A 15,887-nucleotide genomic window follows, 5' to 3' on the forward strand; every position below is an offset into this window, starting at 1 on the left:
GCTTAGCGTGCCAGGGTCCGACAGCCTACCCTTCTGATGAAGCCGTATCAGCGCGGTTGATGGAACATCGATGCGCTCGCCACCAGGCACTCCTTGGCGCTTTTCTTGAGTTTCTTGATCAATCGCTCCTGGCGCAGGGCTTCGCCCTTGTCGCGACAGGCTTCGGTGTACACCAACGCCACCGCCGGGCTGGAAAGGAAAAAACGCGCGCCCTTGCCGCTTTGATGCTTGGCGAAACGCCGAACCGGGTCATCACTGATGCCGCAATACAGCGAACCGTTGGCGGCCCGCACCAGGTAGACGAACCAGGGTTTGCCCGGTTCGGCTGCAGCTTGCCCTGGCAGGTCGGAGGATGGGTTGGCGGTCGTCACAGGATGTTCAGCAGACGTGTAGAAAACAAGCCGCAATCTTATCAGCGACTGGCCTGAAACGCCCGTAGCCCCTTGAGGGCCTGGGCTCTGACGGCATTGCGCACCAGGGGCGTCCAACCCAGCAGCAGGCCCTTGGTGCCCAATGCCTGGCGAGACCAGCGCCACAGATCAAAACTGTCATGGTGCTCGCAAATCTTGCCGTCGCGAAACACGAACCGTGCCTGAATGTCATTGACCACCGTGTTGCCGGTCTGACTGAACAGGTAAGTCGCGACCCAGTGGGCACCGCCGGTACGCTCATCGCTGCGCACGTTATCGAAGGTCAGGGAAAAATCCTTGGCCCGAGTGGTGAGCATGCGCCACATGTCGCCGGCATCGCGCCCGCGCAGTTCACCGAACGCCGGGTCGCTGAACACCACGTCGTCGGTGTAGCAGGCGCTCATGGCGTCGGCATCCAGACGCTGGAAGGCCTGGTAGAAGCGGGTGATCAAGGCGTTGTGGGCATCACTCATGGACAAGCTCCGAAAATCTTCAGTAGAGCTGCACGATAATCTGCTCTGGCGAGGAACACTATCGTCATTCGCCATGAAAATAACATCAGCGAAGATCACTGACTCTTTCGCTGCTGACCCCAACGTATAGCGCCCGGCCGGCCCCGATGCCCGCGATGATCGCGCCCAGGCCAATCACGCCGAAGATCCAGCCCAGGGCACTCCAGCCGCCGGTCCAGTCGTGGACCACCCCGACCGCGAACGGCCCCATGGACGCCAATGTGTAGCCGAACCCTTGGGCCATGCTGGAAAGATTCGCCGCCACATGGGCGTCCCGCGAGCGCAGCACGATCAGCGTCAGCGCCAGGCTGAACGTTGCTCCCTGCCCAAGCCCCAGCAGGATCGCCCAACCCCACAAACCTTCAATGGGCGCATAGAGGCATCCAAACAGCCCGCCCAGAGTCATGACCATGACGATCACAATGGCCAGGCGTTGATCCTTGCCCCGAGTCGCCAGCCAGGGCGCCGCCAGGGAACTGATCAGTTGCACGATGACCGAGCCGGACAACACCAGCCCGGCCTGGGTCGGCGTCAGGCCACGGCCAATTAGGATCGACGGCAGCCAGCCGAACACGATGTAGGCCAGGGACGACTGCAACCCCATGTACAACGTCACCTGCCAGGCCAACGGGTCACGCAGCAAACCGCGAACCCGATATGCCACCTGATGAGCACCGTGTTTCTGGCCCACTTGCGGCAGCCAGAACACGGCGGCCAGCAGCGCCGGCACCACCCAGAACCCCAGGCCCATCGCCCAGCTGTGATTCAGATGCTCGCTCAACGGCACGGTGGCCCCGGCCGCCATCGCCGCCCCCAGGCACAGCGCCATGGTGTAGACGCCGGTCATGGCGCCGGCGTGTTTGGCGAAGTCACGCTTGACGATGCCCGGCAACAGCACACCGATCACACCAATGCTCGCGCCGGCCAGGATGCTGCCAGCAAACAGGCCGATCTGGCCGAAAGAACTGCGCAAAATGATCCCACCGGCCAGGGCCAGCAAGATTCCCAACACTACCCGCTCAGCTCCAAAGCGCCGCGCCAGCACCGGCGCCAGCGGTGCGAACAGGCCCAGGCAAAGCACTGGCAGCGTCGTCAGCAAGCCGGCCTGGGCAGCCGACAAACCAAGGCTTTTTGAAACTTCACTAAGCAATGGGGCCATGCTCGACAGCGCCGGACGCAGGTTCAGCGCCACCAGGATCAACCCGAGCAGTAACAGCCAGGGTTTGCGCAGCAATGGAGGGGCCTGCTGGGTCTGCTCATCGTCGGTTTCGGCGTCGATCAGCAAATGTTCAAGCTCTGCGGCGCGTTTGGGCGTCGTCGGGGTCATGCGGTCAAGCGTATCGCGGGACATGGAAAGCTCTGGTTCAGGGTTCATTGATCAACTGTCGACGGAGGGCCTTGGCCCATTGCCGAACCTGTTGTTCGACAGCGTCGAGGATTCGATGTGCAGATCGAACACCGGTTGAGGACGAGGACGAAGCTCTGGCGCCACTGCGCGCCGATGACGCTTGGGAAGTCACGATAGCCTTCGCTGAGCGCAGGGGTAGGCAGCATGGGTTGAATTTTCTGACAGATTAGTCAGCTTCTTGTAGGACGGCAACCGCCTAAGGTCAATGCGAGGGAAAAGGAGCGAAATTTTCGATTGGTCAAAATTACCCCTTAAGGGTAATTTTAAGGACAAGGCATACAGTTCTATGGAAAAGAGCACACCCCACTACGACCTGGCAGTCGTCAAGGCCGAAGTCCTCAGGCTGGGGAACAAGGCATTCACAATGAGCGCTCAGCAAGGCGCTCGAAGAATGTCGTTAAGCACTGCCCGGATGCTGCAAATCATGGCCTCGCTGGAGTACAGGATGTTGCACAAATCGATGACGACCTATGCCGATCATCGAATCTGGCAGGACGTTTATCACACCACATTTCAGGATCGGGAGATTTACATCAAGGTGACCTACCGCCCTGGCGGTGGGCATCCGGTAGTCTCCTTCAAGGAGAAAGACCAATGAAAACGCAGCAATGTGTCAACTGCGGTACTCAAGACGCCATGCAACACTTTGAGGGCCGCAGCTTTACCATCGACTACAAGCAGGTAGCACGGCAGGTGCACGACATCGCCGGATGGGAGTGCCGGGTCTGTGGTGAAATCGAATTTGATCACGACACCGACAGCGCGCAACGTTATTCCCAGGCGAGCGATCAGTTGCTCGAAGATTGTGCCCAGGCGATGGCGGCGGAGATGAAACGCATCCGCCGCAAACTGCACCTCACGCAAAAAGACGCGGTGAAACTGCTGTCTGGCGGCGGACACAACGCCTTTTCCCGTTACGAGCGTGGCGAAGTCGCCCCACCGCAACCACTGTTCATGCTGATGCGCCTGCTCGATCGTCATCCCCACCTGATGGCGGAAGTACTCGCACTGAGCGAGGGCACCGATTTGAAGCAGTTGTTGACTACCCGCCATCCGGAACAGGCAACCGTTCTGACACCCTGAATCCCAGGCAAAAATAAACCCGGACAAGTCCGGGTCTATTTCAATGCCTAAGGCCGGATCAATGCAGAATCTGGCTCAGGAACAGCTTGGTGCGGTCGTTCTGCGGGTTATCGAAGAAGTCGTTCGGCGCGGCCTGTTCGACGATTTCGCCCTTGTCCATGAAGATCACACGGTTGGCCACGGTGCGGGCAAAGCCCATTTCGTGGGTCACGCAGAGCATGGTCATGCCGTCTTCGGCCAGGCCGATCATGGTGTCCAGAACCTCTTTCACCATTTCCGGGTCGAGCGCTGAAGTCGGTTCATCGAACAGCATGATTTTCGGTTTCATGCACAGGGCACGGGCGATGGCCACACGCTGCTGCTGGCCGCCGGAGAGCTGGCCCGGGTATTTGTGCGCCTGCTCTGGAATGCGTACGCGCTCCAGGTAATGCATGGCGATTTCCTCGGCCTTGCGCTTGGGCATCTTGCGCACCCACATCGGCGCCAGGGTGCAGTTCTGCAGGATGGTCAAGTGCGGGAACAGGTTGAAGTGCTGGAACACCATGCCGACTTCACGGCGGATCGCTTCGATCTGCTTGAGGTCGTTGGTCAGTTCCACGCCATCGACCACGATGCGACCCTGCTGGTGTTCTTCCAGGCGGTTGAGGCAACGGATGGTGGTGGACTTGCCGGAACCCGACGGGCCGCACAGCACGATACGCTCGCCCTGCTGGACGTTCAGGTTGATGTCTTTCAACACGTGGAACTGGCCGTACCACTTGTTCACGCCCTGCATCTGAATAATGCCTTCAGGGCTCACAGGCTGTTTGATCGCTTCACTCATAAACTACGCTCCTAACGCTTGTGGCCAGTGTCCAGCTTGCGTTCCAAATGCATGGAATAGCGGGACATACCAAAACAGAAAATCCAGAACACCAGGGCGGCGAACACATAGCCTTCGGTGGCCATGCCCAGCCATTTCGGGTCGGCGGCAGCTTGTTTCACGCTGTTGAGCAGGTCGAACAGGCCGATGATGATCACCAGGCTGGTGTCCTTGAACAACGCGATGAAGGTGTTGACGATACCCGGGATCACCATCTTCAGGGCTTGCGGCAGAATCACCAGGCCCATGCTGCGCCAGTAGCCCAGGCCCATCGCCGCGGCCGCTTCGTACTGACCTTTGGGAATGGCTTGCAAGCCGCCACGCACCACTTCAGCCACGTAGGCCGACTGGAACAGGATCACGCCGATCAGTGCCCGCAGCAGCTTGTCGAAGTTCATGCCTTCAGGCAGGAACAGCGGCAGCATCACCGAGGACATGAACAGCACCGTGATCAACGGCACGCCGCGCCAGAATTCGATGAAGGTCACGCAGACCACACGAATCGCCGGCATGTTCGAACGCCGCCCCAAAGCCAGCACGATGCCCAACGGCAAAGCCCCGGCGATACCGACGGTGGCGATCACCAGGGTCAGCATCAGGCCGCCCCATTGGCTGGTCGGCACGGTGGTCAAGCCGAATACACCACCGTGCAACAGGCACCAGGCGATGATCGGATACAGCACCAGGAAACTCAGGCCGTAGACCGCCTTGCGCGGGAAGCGCGAGATGAACAGCGGAGCCACACCAATGACAGCCAACCACACGGTCAGGTCCACGCGCCAGCGCAGGTCCGTCGGATAGTAGCCGTACATGAACTGGCCGAAGCGCTGCTGGATGAACACCCAGCAGGCGCCCTCCTTGGTGCAGTCAGCCTGTGTGGTGCCGACCCAGTTGGCGTCGAGGATCGCCCAACTGATGATCGGTGGAACGACCAGGTAAATCAGGTAGAACGCAAACAACGTCAGCAAGGTGTTGAGCCAGCTGGAGAACATGTTCGCGCGCATCCACGCCACCACGCCGATGCTACTGCTCGGTGGGGGCATGTCAGGTTTGAAAGTATGGGATGTCATGCGCGTTTTTCCTCACCGCTCGATCAGCGCAATGCGCTTGTTGTACCAGTTCATCAGCAGGGAAATGCTGATACTGATCGCCAGGTACACGCTCATGGTGATCGCAATAACTTCGATCGCCTGCCCGGTCTGGTTCAGCACCGTACCGGCAAACAGCGAAACCATTTCCGGATAACCGATACCGGCCGCCAGCGAGGAGTTCTTCGCCAGGTTCAGGTATTGGCTGGTCAGCGGCGGGATGATCACGCGCAGGGCTTGCGGGATGATCACCTTGCGCAAGGTCGGACCGTTACGCAGGCCCAGGGAATGGGCGGCTTCGGTCTGGCCGTGGCTGACCGACTTGATGCCCGAACGCACGATCTCGGCGATGAACGCCGCGGTGTACACCGTCAGTGCCAACGTCAATGCCAGCAATTCGGGAATCAGCACCCAGCCACCGACGAAGTTGAAGCCCTTGAGTTCCGGCATTTCCCAGTGCACAGGGGCTCCGAAGACCAGGGCGCACAGCGCCGGGATTACCAGGAACAGCGCCAGGCCCACCCAGAATTTATGGAACGGCTCACCCGTGGCTTCGAAACGCTTGTTGGCCCAGCGGGTCATCAGCACGATGGCGACGATGGCCAGCACGACGCTGATCACGAATGGCCAAAACCCGTCCGCCACCAGCGCGGCCGGCATGTTCAGGCCCCGGCTGCTGACAAAGAAGGTGTCGCCGAAGTTATGGGCGGCGCGGGGCCCCGGCATGGTGAGGAATACCGCGAAGTACCAGAACAGGATCTGCAGCAGTGGCGGGATATTACGGAAAACCTCCACATACACCGTTGCCACTTTGGCGATGATCCAGTTTTTCGACAGTCGGGCCACGCCGACAATGAAACCGAGAATCGTCGCCAGGATCACGCCGATGAACGTCACCAGCAGAGTGTTGAGCAACCCGATGACAAAGACGCGGGCATAGCTGTCCGCTTCGGTGTAGTCGATCAGGGTTTGAGCGATGCCGAACCCGGCACTGCGCTCCAGAAAGCTGAAGCCGGAGGTGATGCCCCGGTGCTCTAGGTTGGTTTGCGTGTTGTCGAACAGAAACCAGCCCAGTGAAACCACCGCCACAATGGTGACGATCTGAAATACCCAGGCACGCACGCGTGGATCGCTGAGGCTAAGCCTCTGCTTAGGTGCGCCGATTGAATTTTGCATGAAGTGCCCCGCAAAGAATGGAACAGAACATCACCCGGTGGTTGGCCCACCGGGTGATAGAACCATCAGCGCACTGGTGGTGCGTATTGAATGCCGCCGTTGGTCCACAGCGCGTTCAGGCCGCGATCGATTTCCAGCGGGGTGCCTTTGCCGAGGTTGCGCTCGAACACTTCACCGTAGTTACCGACTTGTTTGACGATCTGGACAACCCAGTCTTTGGGCAGCTTCAGGTCTTTACCATATTCACCGTCAGCGCCGAGCATACGGGCGACGTCCGGGTTCTTGGTGGATTTGGCTTCAGCTTCAACGTTCTTCGAAGTGATGCCGGCTTCTTCGGCGTTGAGCATGGCGTAGCCAGTCCAGCGCACAACGGCCAGCCACTCGTCATCGCCGTTACGCACGACCGGGCCCAGTGGTTCCTTGGAAATGGTTTCCGGCAGAACCACGTAGTCCTTCGGCGCGGCCAGCTTGCTGCGCTGGGCAAACAGCTGGGACTTGTCGGAGGTCAGCACGTCGCAACGACCGGATTCCAGCGACTTGGCGCTTTCATCGGAGGTGTCGAAGGTGATCGGGGTGTATTTGAGGCCATTGCCACGGAAGTAGTCGGAGACGTTCAGCTCGGTAGTGGTACCGGCCTGGATGCAGATGGTTGCACCGTCCAGTTCCTTGGCGCTCTTGACGCCCAGCTTGTTGTTTACCAGGAAGCCGATGCCGTCGTAGTAGGTGATGAAGCCTGGAAATTTCAGGCCCATGCCCGCGTCACGGGAACTGGTCATGGTGGTGTTGCGCGAAAGGATGTCGATTTCGCCGGACTGCAGCGCGGTGAAGCGCTCCTTGGCGTTCAACTGGCTGAACTTCACCTTAGTCGCATCGCCAAACACAGCAGCCGCCACGGCACGGCAGAAGTCCGCGTCAATGCCGAGAATCTTGCCACTTGCATCGGGTACCGAGAAACCCGGCAAGCCATCACTCACGCCACATTGCACAAAGCCTTTCTTCTGTACGGCATCCAGGGTTGCACCCGCCTGAGCGAACCCGCTGACGCCGAGCACTGCTGCTGCAGTCACGACGGCCAGGGTGGATTTCAGTAACTTCATTCAAACCTCCAGTTTTGCTCTTGTTGTGTCGGAGCTCGAGCCCTGTCGCACCCTTATGGGGCATTGCCGACCCTTGTTGGCTTTTTTTAGGGTCAACCGACGTCTGGACCTTCGCTATGAGTCTAATAATGAGAATGCCCCTAAACAGGGCGCCTGCCTCATCTCTCACCAATCGGCCGAACGGGCTGTAGCCCTTCACGTTCGCGAAGCCCGTAGCGGCTATTGGCGAACATCCATCACCGGATTTCTGATATCCCATGCGGCGCGTCAAGCTGATAGTGTTACCGCGCAGCGTAAGAATCATCACTCAAGCTACCTCAAAGCAAACGCCGTACCACACCGCTGCGCTTGACCCTTATGAGACACGTCAAGACAAAAACTTTTAAGATTGCGACATCTAATTAACTGAGGCACCGGGCCCGCACTGTAATAACGCACTGAATGAGCGCGCCCGCACAGATTTGGAGCAGACCATGACCGACCCCTTGATTCTCGAGCCCAGCGCCACCGCCGACGCGTGCGTCATCTGGCTCCACGGCCTGGGCGCCGATCGTTACGACTTCCTGCCGGTGGCCGAAATGCTGCAGCAAAGCCTGCTCACGACACGTTTCGTTCTGCCTCAAGCGCCGACCCAGCCGGTGACCATCAACGGCGGCTACGCCATGCCGAGTTGGTACGATATCCGCGCCCTGAGCCCCGCGCGGGCCATCGACGAGCAACAGCTGGAAGTGTCGGCGCAGCGGGTCATCGACCTGATCGAAGCCCAGCGAGCCCTTGGAATAGACGCCTCGCGGATTTTCCTCGCAGGTTTCTCCCAAGGCGGCGCGGTGGTCTATCACACCGCGTTCGTGAAATGGCAGGGTCCATTGGGGGGCGTAGTCGCGCTGTCCACTTATGCACCGACTTTCAGCGAAGAACTGCAATTGTCGGCCAGCCAGCAGCGCATTCCGGTATTGGCGCTACACGGCCAGTACGACGAAGTGGTACTCAACCCCATGGGGCGGACCGCGAAAGAGTATTTGAAACAGCATGGTGTCACCGTGACATGGCAAGAATACCCAATGGGCCATGAAGTGTTACCCGAAGAGATTCGCGACATCGGCACCTGGCTGAGCGAGCGGTTGCGCTAAGCGGGCGTGAGGACATGTCAACCCCTTGACGATCACACTACGCCGCGCCCGTTTCTTGCATTACACTGGCCGGCGTACATTCCTTAACCAATCGATGAGATGACCGTGCTCAAAGCACTCAAGAAGATGTTCGGTAAAAGCGAGGCCGAGCAGCTCGTGCCTGGCCCCAGCGCACCTGCCCACAGCCCGAGTCGTGCCGAGGTGCAAAAAAAGCCGCGGCGGACAACGCCTGTTGCGAACACAGAAAAAGACGCGGCCACCGCGCCTGTCGCTCCCGCGCCGCAACAGCCACACAACGAAGCCCCCAAGCCACGCCGCGAGCGCGCCCCAAAACCGCCGGTCGTCGCCTGGAAGCTCGAGGATTTCGTCGTAGAACCCCAGGAAGGCAAGACCCGCTTCCATGATTTCAAACTCGCCCCTGAACTGATGCATGCCATCCAGGACCTGGGCTTCCCCTACTGCACGCCAATCCAGGCGCAGGTACTGGGATTCACCCTCGCCGGTAAAGATGCCATCGGCCGCGCCCAGACCGGTACCGGCAAGACCGCCGCGTTCCTGATTTCCATCATTACCCAGTTGCTGCAGACCCCGCCGCCCAAAGAACGCTACATGGGCGAGCCACGGGCGCTGATCATCGCACCGACCCGCGAGCTGGTGGTGCAGATCGCCAAGGACGCCGCCGACCTGACCAAGTACACCGGACTGAACGTCATGACGTTCGTCGGCGGCATGGACTTCGAAAAGCAGCTCAAGCACCTCGAAGCCCGTCACTGCGACATTCTGGTGGCAACACCGGGACGCCTGCTGGACTTCAACCAGCGCGGCGATGTGCACCTGGACATGGTCGAAGTGATGGTGCTGGACGAAGCCGACCGCATGCTCGACATGGGTTTCATCCCGCAAGTGCGCCAGATCATTCGCCAGACCCCACCGAAAAGCGAACGCCAGACCCTGCTGTTTTCCGCCACGTTCACCGAAGACGTGATGAACCTGGCCAAGCAATGGACCACCGACCCGTCCATCGTCGAGATCGAAGCGCTGAACGTCGCCAGCGAAAACGTCGAGCAGCACATCTACGCTGTGGCCGGCGCCGACAAGTACAAGCTGCTCTACAACCTGGTCAACGACAACGGTTGGGAGCGCGTGATGGTGTTCGCCAACCGCAAGGACGAAGTACGCCGTATCGAGGAGCGCCTGGTACGCGATGGCGTCAACGCAGCCCAGTTGTCGGGCGACGTGCCGCAACACAAGCGTATCAAGACGCTGGAAGGCTTTCGCGAAGGCAAGATCCGTGTGCTGGTGGCCACCGATGTGGCCGGGCGCGGGATTCATATCGACGGGATCAGCCACGTGATCAACTTCACCCTGCCGGAAGTGCCGGATGACTATGTGCACCGGATCGGGCGTACTGGGCGTGCAGGCGCCGCTGGCGTATCGATCAGCTTCGCCGGTGAGGATGACTCCTATCAGTTGCCGTCCATCGAAGCGTTGCTGGGGAAGAAGATCAATTGCGAAACCCCACCGACTCATCTGCTTCGGCCGGTTGAGCGCAAACGCCCTTAACCGTCGTCAGGAACCAGAAAGCGCAGCCGCAAACGCTGCGCTTTTTTTTCGTCCGGGATATTGCCCAACAGAACTATAAGTCCATAATGGACAAATTAGTTTACACAAAGCACCCCGGAGTTCCGATGTCCAGCACGCCCTACGTGATGACACAAGCCCAGGCCCGAGAGCTGCTCGGCCAAGTCGACGTACCGCAGATTTTACGCAAGCTGTTCCACGACCTTGCCGCCGGACAGGCCGTCCAACCGCCCCAGCAACTTGTGGCGTTTCCCCAAGGCGCCGGGGATTTCATCAACTACCTGGGCGTGCTGGCTGAAGAGCAGGTCTACGGGGTCAAGACCTCACCGTATATCGTGCGCGAGCAAGGTCCATTGGTGACCGCCTGGACTTTGCTGATGTCGATGCAGACCGGCCAGCCACTGCTGCTGTGCGATGCCGCCGAACTGACGACCGCCCGCACCGCAGCCACCACTGCCGTCGCCGTGGATGCCCTTGCCCCATTCCAGGCCCGGCGCTTGGCAGTCATCGGCAGCGGCGCAGTGGCAAGGGCCCACGTGCAATACGTCAAGGGTCTGCGGGATTGGCAAAGCATCAGCCTCTATTCGCCCAGCCTGCAGAATAAATCGGCGCAAGAGCGTGCTTCGCTCACCGAGCTGGATCCGCGCCTGCAAATCGCGGCCAGCCTTGAAGCGGCGCTGCACGACGCCGATGTGGTGATGCTCTGCACCTCGTCCGCCAAGGCAGTGCTCGACCCACAGACACTGAGCAAGCCAGCCCTGATTACCTCCATCAGCACCAATGCTCCGCGCGCCCACGAAGTGCCCCCCCAGAGCCTCAACGACATGGACGTGTTCTGTGACTATCGTCAGACCACCCCCGGTTCGGCCGGTGAAATGTTGATTGCCGCTGAACAGCACGGCTGGGACGCGTCACGCCTGGTTGGGGATTTGCCTGAACTGCTCAGCGAACACGTAGCGCGTCCCGGCTATGAGCGCCATGTGTTTTTCCGCTCCATCGGCCTGGGGTTGGAAGACGTTGCGCTGGCGAATGCGCTTTATCAGTTGCACAACTGACACAGCCAATTTCCCCAGAAGGTTTTACTAACTCCCGGCACCGCGCTCCACAGGAGAGCTTCATGACCTCAGCAGACTTCATCATCATCGGCGGTGGCATCGCCGGTGCTTCCACCGGTTACTGGCTGGCCCCCCACGGTCGGGTCATTGTGCTCGAGCGCGAATCCCATCCGGGCTACCACTCCACAGGGCGCTCGGCGGCGCTGTACAGCGCCGCCTATGGCACGCCTCAGGTGCGGGCGCTGACCCAGGCCAGCCGTGACTTTTTCGACGCCCCACCGGCCGGTTTCTGCGAGCACCCGCTGCTCACCCCACGGGGCGAAATGACCGTGGATTTCACCGGCGACCCGGCCGAGCTGAACAACCAGTACCTCAGCGCCAAGGCCACGGTGCCGCAGATGCAGCTACTCAGCGCCGAAGAAGCCTGTGTGCGACTGCCAATCCTGCGACGGGACAAGGTGCATGGTGCAATCTACGACCCCACCGCCTGTGACATCGACACCGACGCGCTGCACCAAGGCTACCTGCGCGGTATCCGCCGCAACGGCGGTCAGGTGCACACCGACACCGAAGTGCTGGGCCTGAGCCGCGACGATCAGGGGATGTGGCAGGTAGAAACCGCTGGCCAGACCTTCAGCGCTCCGGTGCTGATCAACGCGGCCGGCGCCTGGGCCGATCACATTGCCGAAATGGCCGGCGCGCGCAAGCTGGGCCTGCAACCCAAGCGGCGGGCGGCATTCATTTTTGCCGGCCCCGAGGGCGTGGACATTCATGACTGGCCGATGCTGGTGAGCCTCGACGAGTCGTTCTATATGAAGCCCGACGCCGGCATGTTCCTCGGCTCGCCGGCAAATGCCGATCCGGTGGAACCTCACGACGTGCAGCCTGAAGAACTGGACATTGCCATGGGCATCTACCAGATCGAAGAAGCCACCACCCTGACCATCCGCCGTCCGACCCGCACCTGGGCCGGGTTGCGCAGTTTCGTCCCCGACGGCGACCTCTTGTCCGGTTTCGATCCCCAGGTACCGGGGTTGTTCTGGGTCGCGGCCCAGGGCGGATACGGCATCCAGACGTCCCCGGCCATGGGTCAGGCCAGCGCGGCCCTGGTGCGCGGTGAGCCATTGCCCGAGACCTTGACCCGTTTCGGCCTGAGCACCACCCAGCTGTCGCCGGCACGCCTGGCTTGAACCCACCCAGGTGACGCATCGCCACGATTGCGGCACACTCCTGCGCGCCCCTGCTTCACGGGGCGCTGACGCTGCCCGGAGCCCTGTCATGAATGCCCCGCAACCTGATCCGACACTGGATAATTTCCGCACCATCGCCGACGCCATCGCCACGCTGTTCTACCCTCACGCCGAAGTGGTGCTGCACGACCTGCGTACGCAGAAAGTCGACTACATCGCCAACAACCTGTCCAAGCGCGTGATAGGGGATGACTCGTCCCTGGAGGACATGCTCAGCGAAGAGATCAGCGAACGGAACATCGGCCCATACGAAAAACTCAATTGGGACGGGCAGAAAATCCGCAGCCTCAGCAGCGTCCTGCGCGATGCAGGGGGGCGCCCGCTGGCGGTGCTGTGCATCAATCTGAATATTTCGCTGTTCGAGAATGCCAAGGCCGCGCTGGACCTGTTCCTGTCGCCGGGCAAGTTGATCCCGCAGCCGGACTCACTGTTTCGCGATGACTGGCAGGAACGGATCAACACCTTCCTCCACGCCTGGATGCGCGAGCGTCAGTTGAGCCTGAACCTGCTGACCCGCGACCATAAACGCGAACTGGTGCTGGCGCTGCATGCCGAAGGCGCGTTCAAGGGCAAGAGCGCGTCCAACTATGTGGCCAATGTGCTGAACATGGGACGAGCGACGGTTTACAAGCATTTGAAGGAGTTGAAGGGCTGAGGTTTTTGTTGCCTGACCTAGCCTCATCGCGAGCAGGCTCGCTCCCACAGGGGGTCTGTGTCGAACACGCTATTTGTGTTCAATGAGATCCAATGTGGGAGCGAGCCTGCTCGCGATAACGATCAATCAGTCGCCATAGATATCCGACTTGAAATACTTGGCCTGGATCTTCTGATACTCCCCACTGGCCCGAATCCCGTCGATGGCCTTGTTCAAGTCCGACACCAGTTGGGTATTGCCCTTGCGCACCGCGATCCCCGCGCCTTCACCGACGTATTTCGGGTCCTTGAGCTCCGGCCCGACAAACGCGTAGCCCTTGCCCCGGGGCATCGACAGAAAATCTTCGAGCGGGATGGTGTCAGCGAATATCGCGTCCAGTCGACCGGACGCCAGGTCCATGTAGATTTCTTCGTTGTTGCTGTAGCGCTTGACTGTCACGCCCTTGGGTTCGAAGACCTCCGTAGCGAAGCGGTCGGTGGTGGTCGCCCGTTGCACACCCACGGTCTTGCCTTTGAGACTGGCGTACTGATCATCGACCACCGCGCCCTCCTTCATGACCAGCCGCGACGAGGTGAAGTAGTACTTGTGAGTAAAATCCACCGACTTCTTGCGCTCTTCGGTGATGGTCATGGACGACAGCGCCATGTCGATTTTCTTCACCTTGAGCGACGGAATCAGCCCGTCAAACTCACTTTCGATCCACTGGCACTTGACCTTCATCTGCGCGCACAGCGCATTGCCAATGTCATAGTCAAATCCCTCGATCTTTCCTTCGGAGGTCTTGGAAGCAAACGGCGGATACGCCGCTTCGATGCCGATACGCAAAGTCTTCTCGGCGGCGAACAGACTGCTGGAGGCCAGCAGGCTCAAGGCCAGGCCGGTGATGAGGGGGAGCTTTTTCATGATCGATCTCTCGCGGGTTTGTTGTTGGTTTTGGCAGAGAAAGGTGAAGCGACGGATTTTATGTACTTATAAATCCATACTGGACTTTAATGTACATATCGTCAATTGGGGCAACCGCGAAAAGTGATGGGAGGCTAATGGCCTCATCGCGAGCAGGCTCGCTCCCACAGGAGGCCTGCGTCGAACACGAATACTGTGTACAACCTGGATCCCTTGTGGGAGCGAGCCTGCTCGCGATAGCGGTTGGCAGGCAATGAATCAGCAACAGGCTATCTACCGCTTCCAGCGATCCGCCGCCGCATGATCACTGTCACGCCCTTCGACCCAGCGCGGGCCATCGGCGGTGTTTTCCTTTTTCCAGAACGGCGCACGGGTCTTGAGGTAGTCCATTACAAAGGCGCAGGCGTCGAATGCCGCCTGGCGATGGGCACTGGCGGCCGCCACGAAGACGATCGGTTCGCCCGGCTCCAGGGCACCGATGCGATGCAGGACCTCCAGCTTGAGCAACGGCCAGCGCTGCTCGGCCTCGGCAGCGATCTTGCCCAAGGCTTTTTCAGTCATGCCCGGGTAGTGCTCCAGGAACATCCCGGACACATCAAGGCCGTCATTGAAGTCACGCACGTAGCCGACAAAACTCACCACCGCCCCCACGCCGACATTGGCCGCGTGCATCGCGTTGACTTCGGCGCCCGGGTCGAACGGATCGGCTTGCACCCGAATCGCCATGGCTCAGCCTCCGGTCACGGTGGGAAAGAATGCCACTTCGTCACCATCGACCAGCGGCTCGTCGAGCTGGCACAGGTCTTCGTTGCGGGCGCACATCAGGTTTTGTTCTTTCAAGACATCGAAACCATCACGCGCAGCCAACACTTTCCGCACGTCGTCCACCGTGGAAAAATCGCCCTCGACCCTCTGCGAATCAATGCCCAACGCTTCGCGATAACGCGCAAAGAACTTCACGGTAATTTTCATGGTGCATCCGCCTGGAAGTGGCCGCTCTTGCCGCCGAGTTTCTCCAGCACCCGCACGCCTTCGATGGTCATGCCCCGATCCACGGCCTTGCACATATCGTAGATGGTCAGCGCGGCAACACTGGCGGCGGTGAGGGCTTCCATCTCCACGCCGGTCTGCCCCGACAGTTTGCAACGGGCAACAATGCGCACCCGGTCCTCGCCTTCGGCATTGAGCTCGACCTTGACGCTGGTGAGCATCAGCGGATGGCAGAGCGGAATCAGGTCACTGGTTTTTTTCGCCGCCTGAATGCCGGCAATGCGCGCAACGGCGAACACATCGCCTTTGGGATGACCACCGCTGACGATCATCTGCAGTGTTTCGGGCAGCATGCGCACAAATGCTTCGGCCGTGGCTTCACGGAACGTCACGGCCTTGTCGGTCACATCGACCATGTTGGCGCGACCTTGGGAATCGAGATGAGTCAGCACAGGGTTACTCCTGATCGGGAGCATCGATTGTAAACCTGTGAGTCAGATTCCGGCAGGCCTGATTGTCGCACCTGTGGCGAGCGCAATTGCCCAATCACCGCAAATCCCCCTGTGGGAGCGAGCCTGCTCGCGATAGCGGTGTATCAGATAAAAATAGGTGGCTGATGCACCGCTATCGCGAGCAGGCTCGCTCCCACAGGGTTTTCGTACAGTCATAAAAAAACCGGCGACCTTG

18 protein-coding genes are annotated in these 15,887 nt (G+C 60.0%); 7 read left to right on the forward strand and 11 right to left on the reverse strand.

The features are described 5' to 3' along the window. Positions 1-47: 47 nt before the first annotated feature. From T3A99_RS08285 to T3A99_RS08295, 3 genes are all read right to left on the reverse strand, one after another. Positions 48-371, reverse strand: a complete 324-nt coding sequence (locus tag T3A99_RS08285) for a GIY-YIG nuclease family protein (RefSeq protein WP_076383632.1) — start codon at positions 369-371, stop codon at positions 48-50. 41 nt (positions 372-412) lie between these two features. Continuing rightward, complete coding sequence (locus T3A99_RS08290) at positions 413-883, reverse strand: nuclear transport factor 2 family protein (protein WP_047228866.1); 471 nt, start codon at positions 881-883, stop codon at positions 413-415. Between the two features lie 85 nt (positions 884-968). Further along, complete coding sequence (locus T3A99_RS08295) at positions 969-2,297, reverse strand: CynX/NimT family MFS transporter (RefSeq protein ID WP_076383631.1); 1,329 nt, start codon at positions 2,295-2,297, stop codon at positions 969-971. Between the two features lie 319 nt (positions 2,298-2,616). On the opposite strand from T3A99_RS08295, the gene T3A99_RS08300 reads away from it, so the two are divergent. Further along, positions 2,617-2,928, forward strand: a complete 312-nt coding sequence (locus T3A99_RS08300) for a type II toxin-antitoxin system MqsR family toxin (RefSeq protein WP_047228864.1) — start codon at positions 2,617-2,619, stop codon at positions 2,926-2,928. After that, a complete protein-coding gene (locus T3A99_RS08305) occupies positions 2,925-3,413 on the forward strand; it encodes a type II toxin-antitoxin system MqsA family antitoxin (RefSeq protein WP_047228863.1) in 489 nt (162 codons plus the stop codon). The genes T3A99_RS08300 and T3A99_RS08305 overlap by 4 nt, the downstream gene beginning before the upstream one ends. A 58-nt stretch (positions 3,414-3,471) precedes the next feature. Here the strand turns inward: T3A99_RS08305 and T3A99_RS08310 are convergent, their stop codons facing one another. The 4 genes from T3A99_RS08310 to T3A99_RS08325 all read right to left on the reverse strand — a co-directional run bounded on the left by T3A99_RS08310 (position 3,472) and on the right by T3A99_RS08325 (position 7,636). Then, positions 3,472-4,236, reverse strand: coding sequence for an amino acid ABC transporter ATP-binding protein (locus T3A99_RS08310; protein WP_047228862.1), 765 nt, complete (start codon positions 4,234-4,236; stop codon positions 3,472-3,474). Positions 4,237-4,247: 11 nt separating this feature from the next. Then, on the reverse strand, positions 4,248-5,345 hold the full coding sequence (locus tag T3A99_RS08315; protein ID WP_047228861.1) for an amino acid ABC transporter permease: 1,098 nt from the start codon (positions 5,343-5,345) through the stop codon (positions 4,248-4,250). Positions 5,346-5,357: 12 nt separating this feature from the next. Then, positions 5,358-6,539 (reverse strand): amino acid ABC transporter permease, encoded by a 1,182-nt coding sequence (locus tag T3A99_RS08320; RefSeq protein ID WP_047228860.1) that lies wholly within the window; start codon positions 6,537-6,539, stop codon positions 5,358-5,360. A gap of 65 nt (positions 6,540-6,604) precedes the next feature. After that, positions 6,605-7,636, reverse strand: coding sequence for an amino acid ABC transporter substrate-binding protein (locus tag T3A99_RS08325; protein WP_047228859.1), 1,032 nt, complete (start codon positions 7,634-7,636; stop codon positions 6,605-6,607). A gap of 473 nt (positions 7,637-8,109) precedes the next feature. Here T3A99_RS08325 and T3A99_RS08330 point away from each other — a divergent pair, with 473 nt between their 5' ends. The 5 genes from T3A99_RS08330 to T3A99_RS08350 all read left to right on the forward strand — a co-directional run bounded on the left by T3A99_RS08330 (position 8,110) and on the right by T3A99_RS08350 (position 13,307). After that, entirely contained in the window at positions 8,110-8,766 is a 657-nt protein-coding gene (locus tag T3A99_RS08330) for an alpha/beta hydrolase (protein WP_322834212.1), read from the forward strand. A 99-nt stretch (positions 8,767-8,865) separates the two neighbouring features. Beyond that, complete coding sequence (gene rhlB, locus T3A99_RS08335) at positions 8,866-10,329, forward strand: ATP-dependent RNA helicase RhlB (protein ID WP_322834213.1); 1,464 nt, start codon at positions 8,866-8,868, stop codon at positions 10,327-10,329. Between the two features lie 125 nt (positions 10,330-10,454). Further along, the gene (locus tag T3A99_RS08340) at positions 10,455-11,402 is read left to right on the forward strand and encodes an ornithine cyclodeaminase family protein (protein WP_047228856.1); all 948 of its coding nucleotides are present in this window, start codon (positions 10,455-10,457) and stop codon (positions 11,400-11,402) included. Positions 11,403-11,464: 62 nt separating this feature from the next. Further along, positions 11,465-12,592: an NAD(P)/FAD-dependent oxidoreductase gene (locus T3A99_RS08345; protein WP_107321919.1), complete on the forward strand. Its 1,128-nt coding sequence runs from the start codon at positions 11,465-11,467 to the stop codon at positions 12,590-12,592. An 88-nt stretch (positions 12,593-12,680) separates the two neighbouring features. Beyond that, positions 12,681-13,307: a helix-turn-helix transcriptional regulator gene (locus T3A99_RS08350; RefSeq protein WP_076383627.1), complete on the forward strand. Its 627-nt coding sequence runs from the start codon at positions 12,681-12,683 to the stop codon at positions 13,305-13,307. 126 nt (positions 13,308-13,433) lie between these two features. On the opposite strand, the gene T3A99_RS08355 is transcribed toward T3A99_RS08350, so the two are convergent. From T3A99_RS08355 to moaC, 4 genes are all read right to left on the reverse strand, one after another. After that, complete coding sequence (locus T3A99_RS08355; protein ID WP_047228853.1) at positions 13,434-14,210, reverse strand: ABC transporter substrate-binding protein; 777 nt, start codon at positions 14,208-14,210, stop codon at positions 13,434-13,436. A 273-nt stretch (positions 14,211-14,483) separates the two neighbouring features. Beyond that, positions 14,484-14,936, reverse strand: a complete 453-nt coding sequence (gene moaE / locus T3A99_RS08360) for a molybdopterin synthase catalytic subunit MoaE (RefSeq protein WP_047228852.1) — start codon at positions 14,934-14,936, stop codon at positions 14,484-14,486. A 3-nt stretch (positions 14,937-14,939) separates the two neighbouring features. Then, positions 14,940-15,182, reverse strand: coding sequence for a MoaD/ThiS family protein (locus T3A99_RS08365; protein WP_139049200.1), 243 nt, complete (start codon positions 15,180-15,182; stop codon positions 14,940-14,942). Beyond that, a complete protein-coding gene (gene moaC, locus T3A99_RS08370; RefSeq protein ID WP_076383624.1) occupies positions 15,179-15,652 on the reverse strand; it encodes a cyclic pyranopterin monophosphate synthase MoaC in 474 nt (157 codons plus the stop codon). Before moaC ends, T3A99_RS08365 begins: the two co-directional genes overlap by 4 nt. Between the last annotated feature and the right edge of the window lie 235 nt (positions 15,653-15,887).

The sequence above is a fragment of the Pseudomonas sp. N-137 genome, from assembly GCF_034555295.1.
Classification (GTDB): Bacteria; Pseudomonadota; Gammaproteobacteria; order Pseudomonadales; family Pseudomonadaceae; genus Aquipseudomonas; species Aquipseudomonas rhizophila.

What these genes read in the sequence shown, in the direction of transcription:
- T3A99_RS08295 (WP_076383631.1), bottom strand. Translation starts at nt 2,297, where the DNA reads ATGAACCCTGAACCAGAGCTTTCCATGTCCCGCGATACGCTTGACCGC.
- T3A99_RS08325 (WP_047228859.1), bottom strand. Translation starts at nt 7,636, where the DNA reads ATGAAGTTACTGAAATCCACCCTGGCCGTCGTGACTGCAGCAGCAGTG.
- T3A99_RS08355 (WP_047228853.1), bottom strand. Translation starts at nt 14,210, where the DNA reads ATGAAAAAGCTCCCCCTCATCACCGGCCTGGCCTTGAGCCTGCTGGCC.
- T3A99_RS08315 (WP_047228861.1), bottom strand. Translation starts at nt 5,345, where the DNA reads ATGACATCCCATACTTTCAAACCTGACATGCCCCCACCGAGCAGTAGC.
- T3A99_RS08305 (WP_047228863.1), top strand. Translation starts at nt 2,925, where the DNA reads ATGAAAACGCAGCAATGTGTCAACTGCGGTACTCAAGACGCCATGCAA.
- T3A99_RS08300 (WP_047228864.1), top strand. Translation starts at nt 2,617, where the DNA reads ATGGAAAAGAGCACACCCCACTACGACCTGGCAGTCGTCAAGGCCGAA.
- T3A99_RS08320 (WP_047228860.1), bottom strand. Translation starts at nt 6,539, where the DNA reads ATGCAAAATTCAATCGGCGCACCTAAGCAGAGGCTTAGCCTCAGCGAT.
- T3A99_RS08350 (WP_076383627.1), top strand. Translation starts at nt 12,681, where the DNA reads ATGAATGCCCCGCAACCTGATCCGACACTGGATAATTTCCGCACCATC.
- T3A99_RS08345 (WP_107321919.1), top strand. Translation starts at nt 11,465, where the DNA reads ATGACCTCAGCAGACTTCATCATCATCGGCGGTGGCATCGCCGGTGCT.
- T3A99_RS08330 (WP_322834212.1), top strand. Translation starts at nt 8,110, where the DNA reads ATGACCGACCCCTTGATTCTCGAGCCCAGCGCCACCGCCGACGCGTGC.
- T3A99_RS08340 (WP_047228856.1), top strand. Translation starts at nt 10,455, where the DNA reads ATGTCCAGCACGCCCTACGTGATGACACAAGCCCAGGCCCGAGAGCTG.
- T3A99_RS08365 (WP_139049200.1), bottom strand. Translation starts at nt 15,182, where the DNA reads ATGAAAATTACCGTGAAGTTCTTTGCGCGTTATCGCGAAGCGTTGGGC.
- T3A99_RS08290 (WP_047228866.1), bottom strand. Translation starts at nt 883, where the DNA reads ATGAGTGATGCCCACAACGCCTTGATCACCCGCTTCTACCAGGCCTTC.
- T3A99_RS08310 (WP_047228862.1), bottom strand. Translation starts at nt 4,236, where the DNA reads ATGAGTGAAGCGATCAAACAGCCTGTGAGCCCTGAAGGCATTATTCAG.
- moaE (WP_047228852.1), bottom strand. Translation starts at nt 14,936, where the DNA reads ATGGCGATTCGGGTGCAAGCCGATCCGTTCGACCCGGGCGCCGAAGTC.
- rhlB (WP_322834213.1), top strand. Translation starts at nt 8,866, where the DNA reads ATGACCGTGCTCAAAGCACTCAAGAAGATGTTCGGTAAAAGCGAGGCC.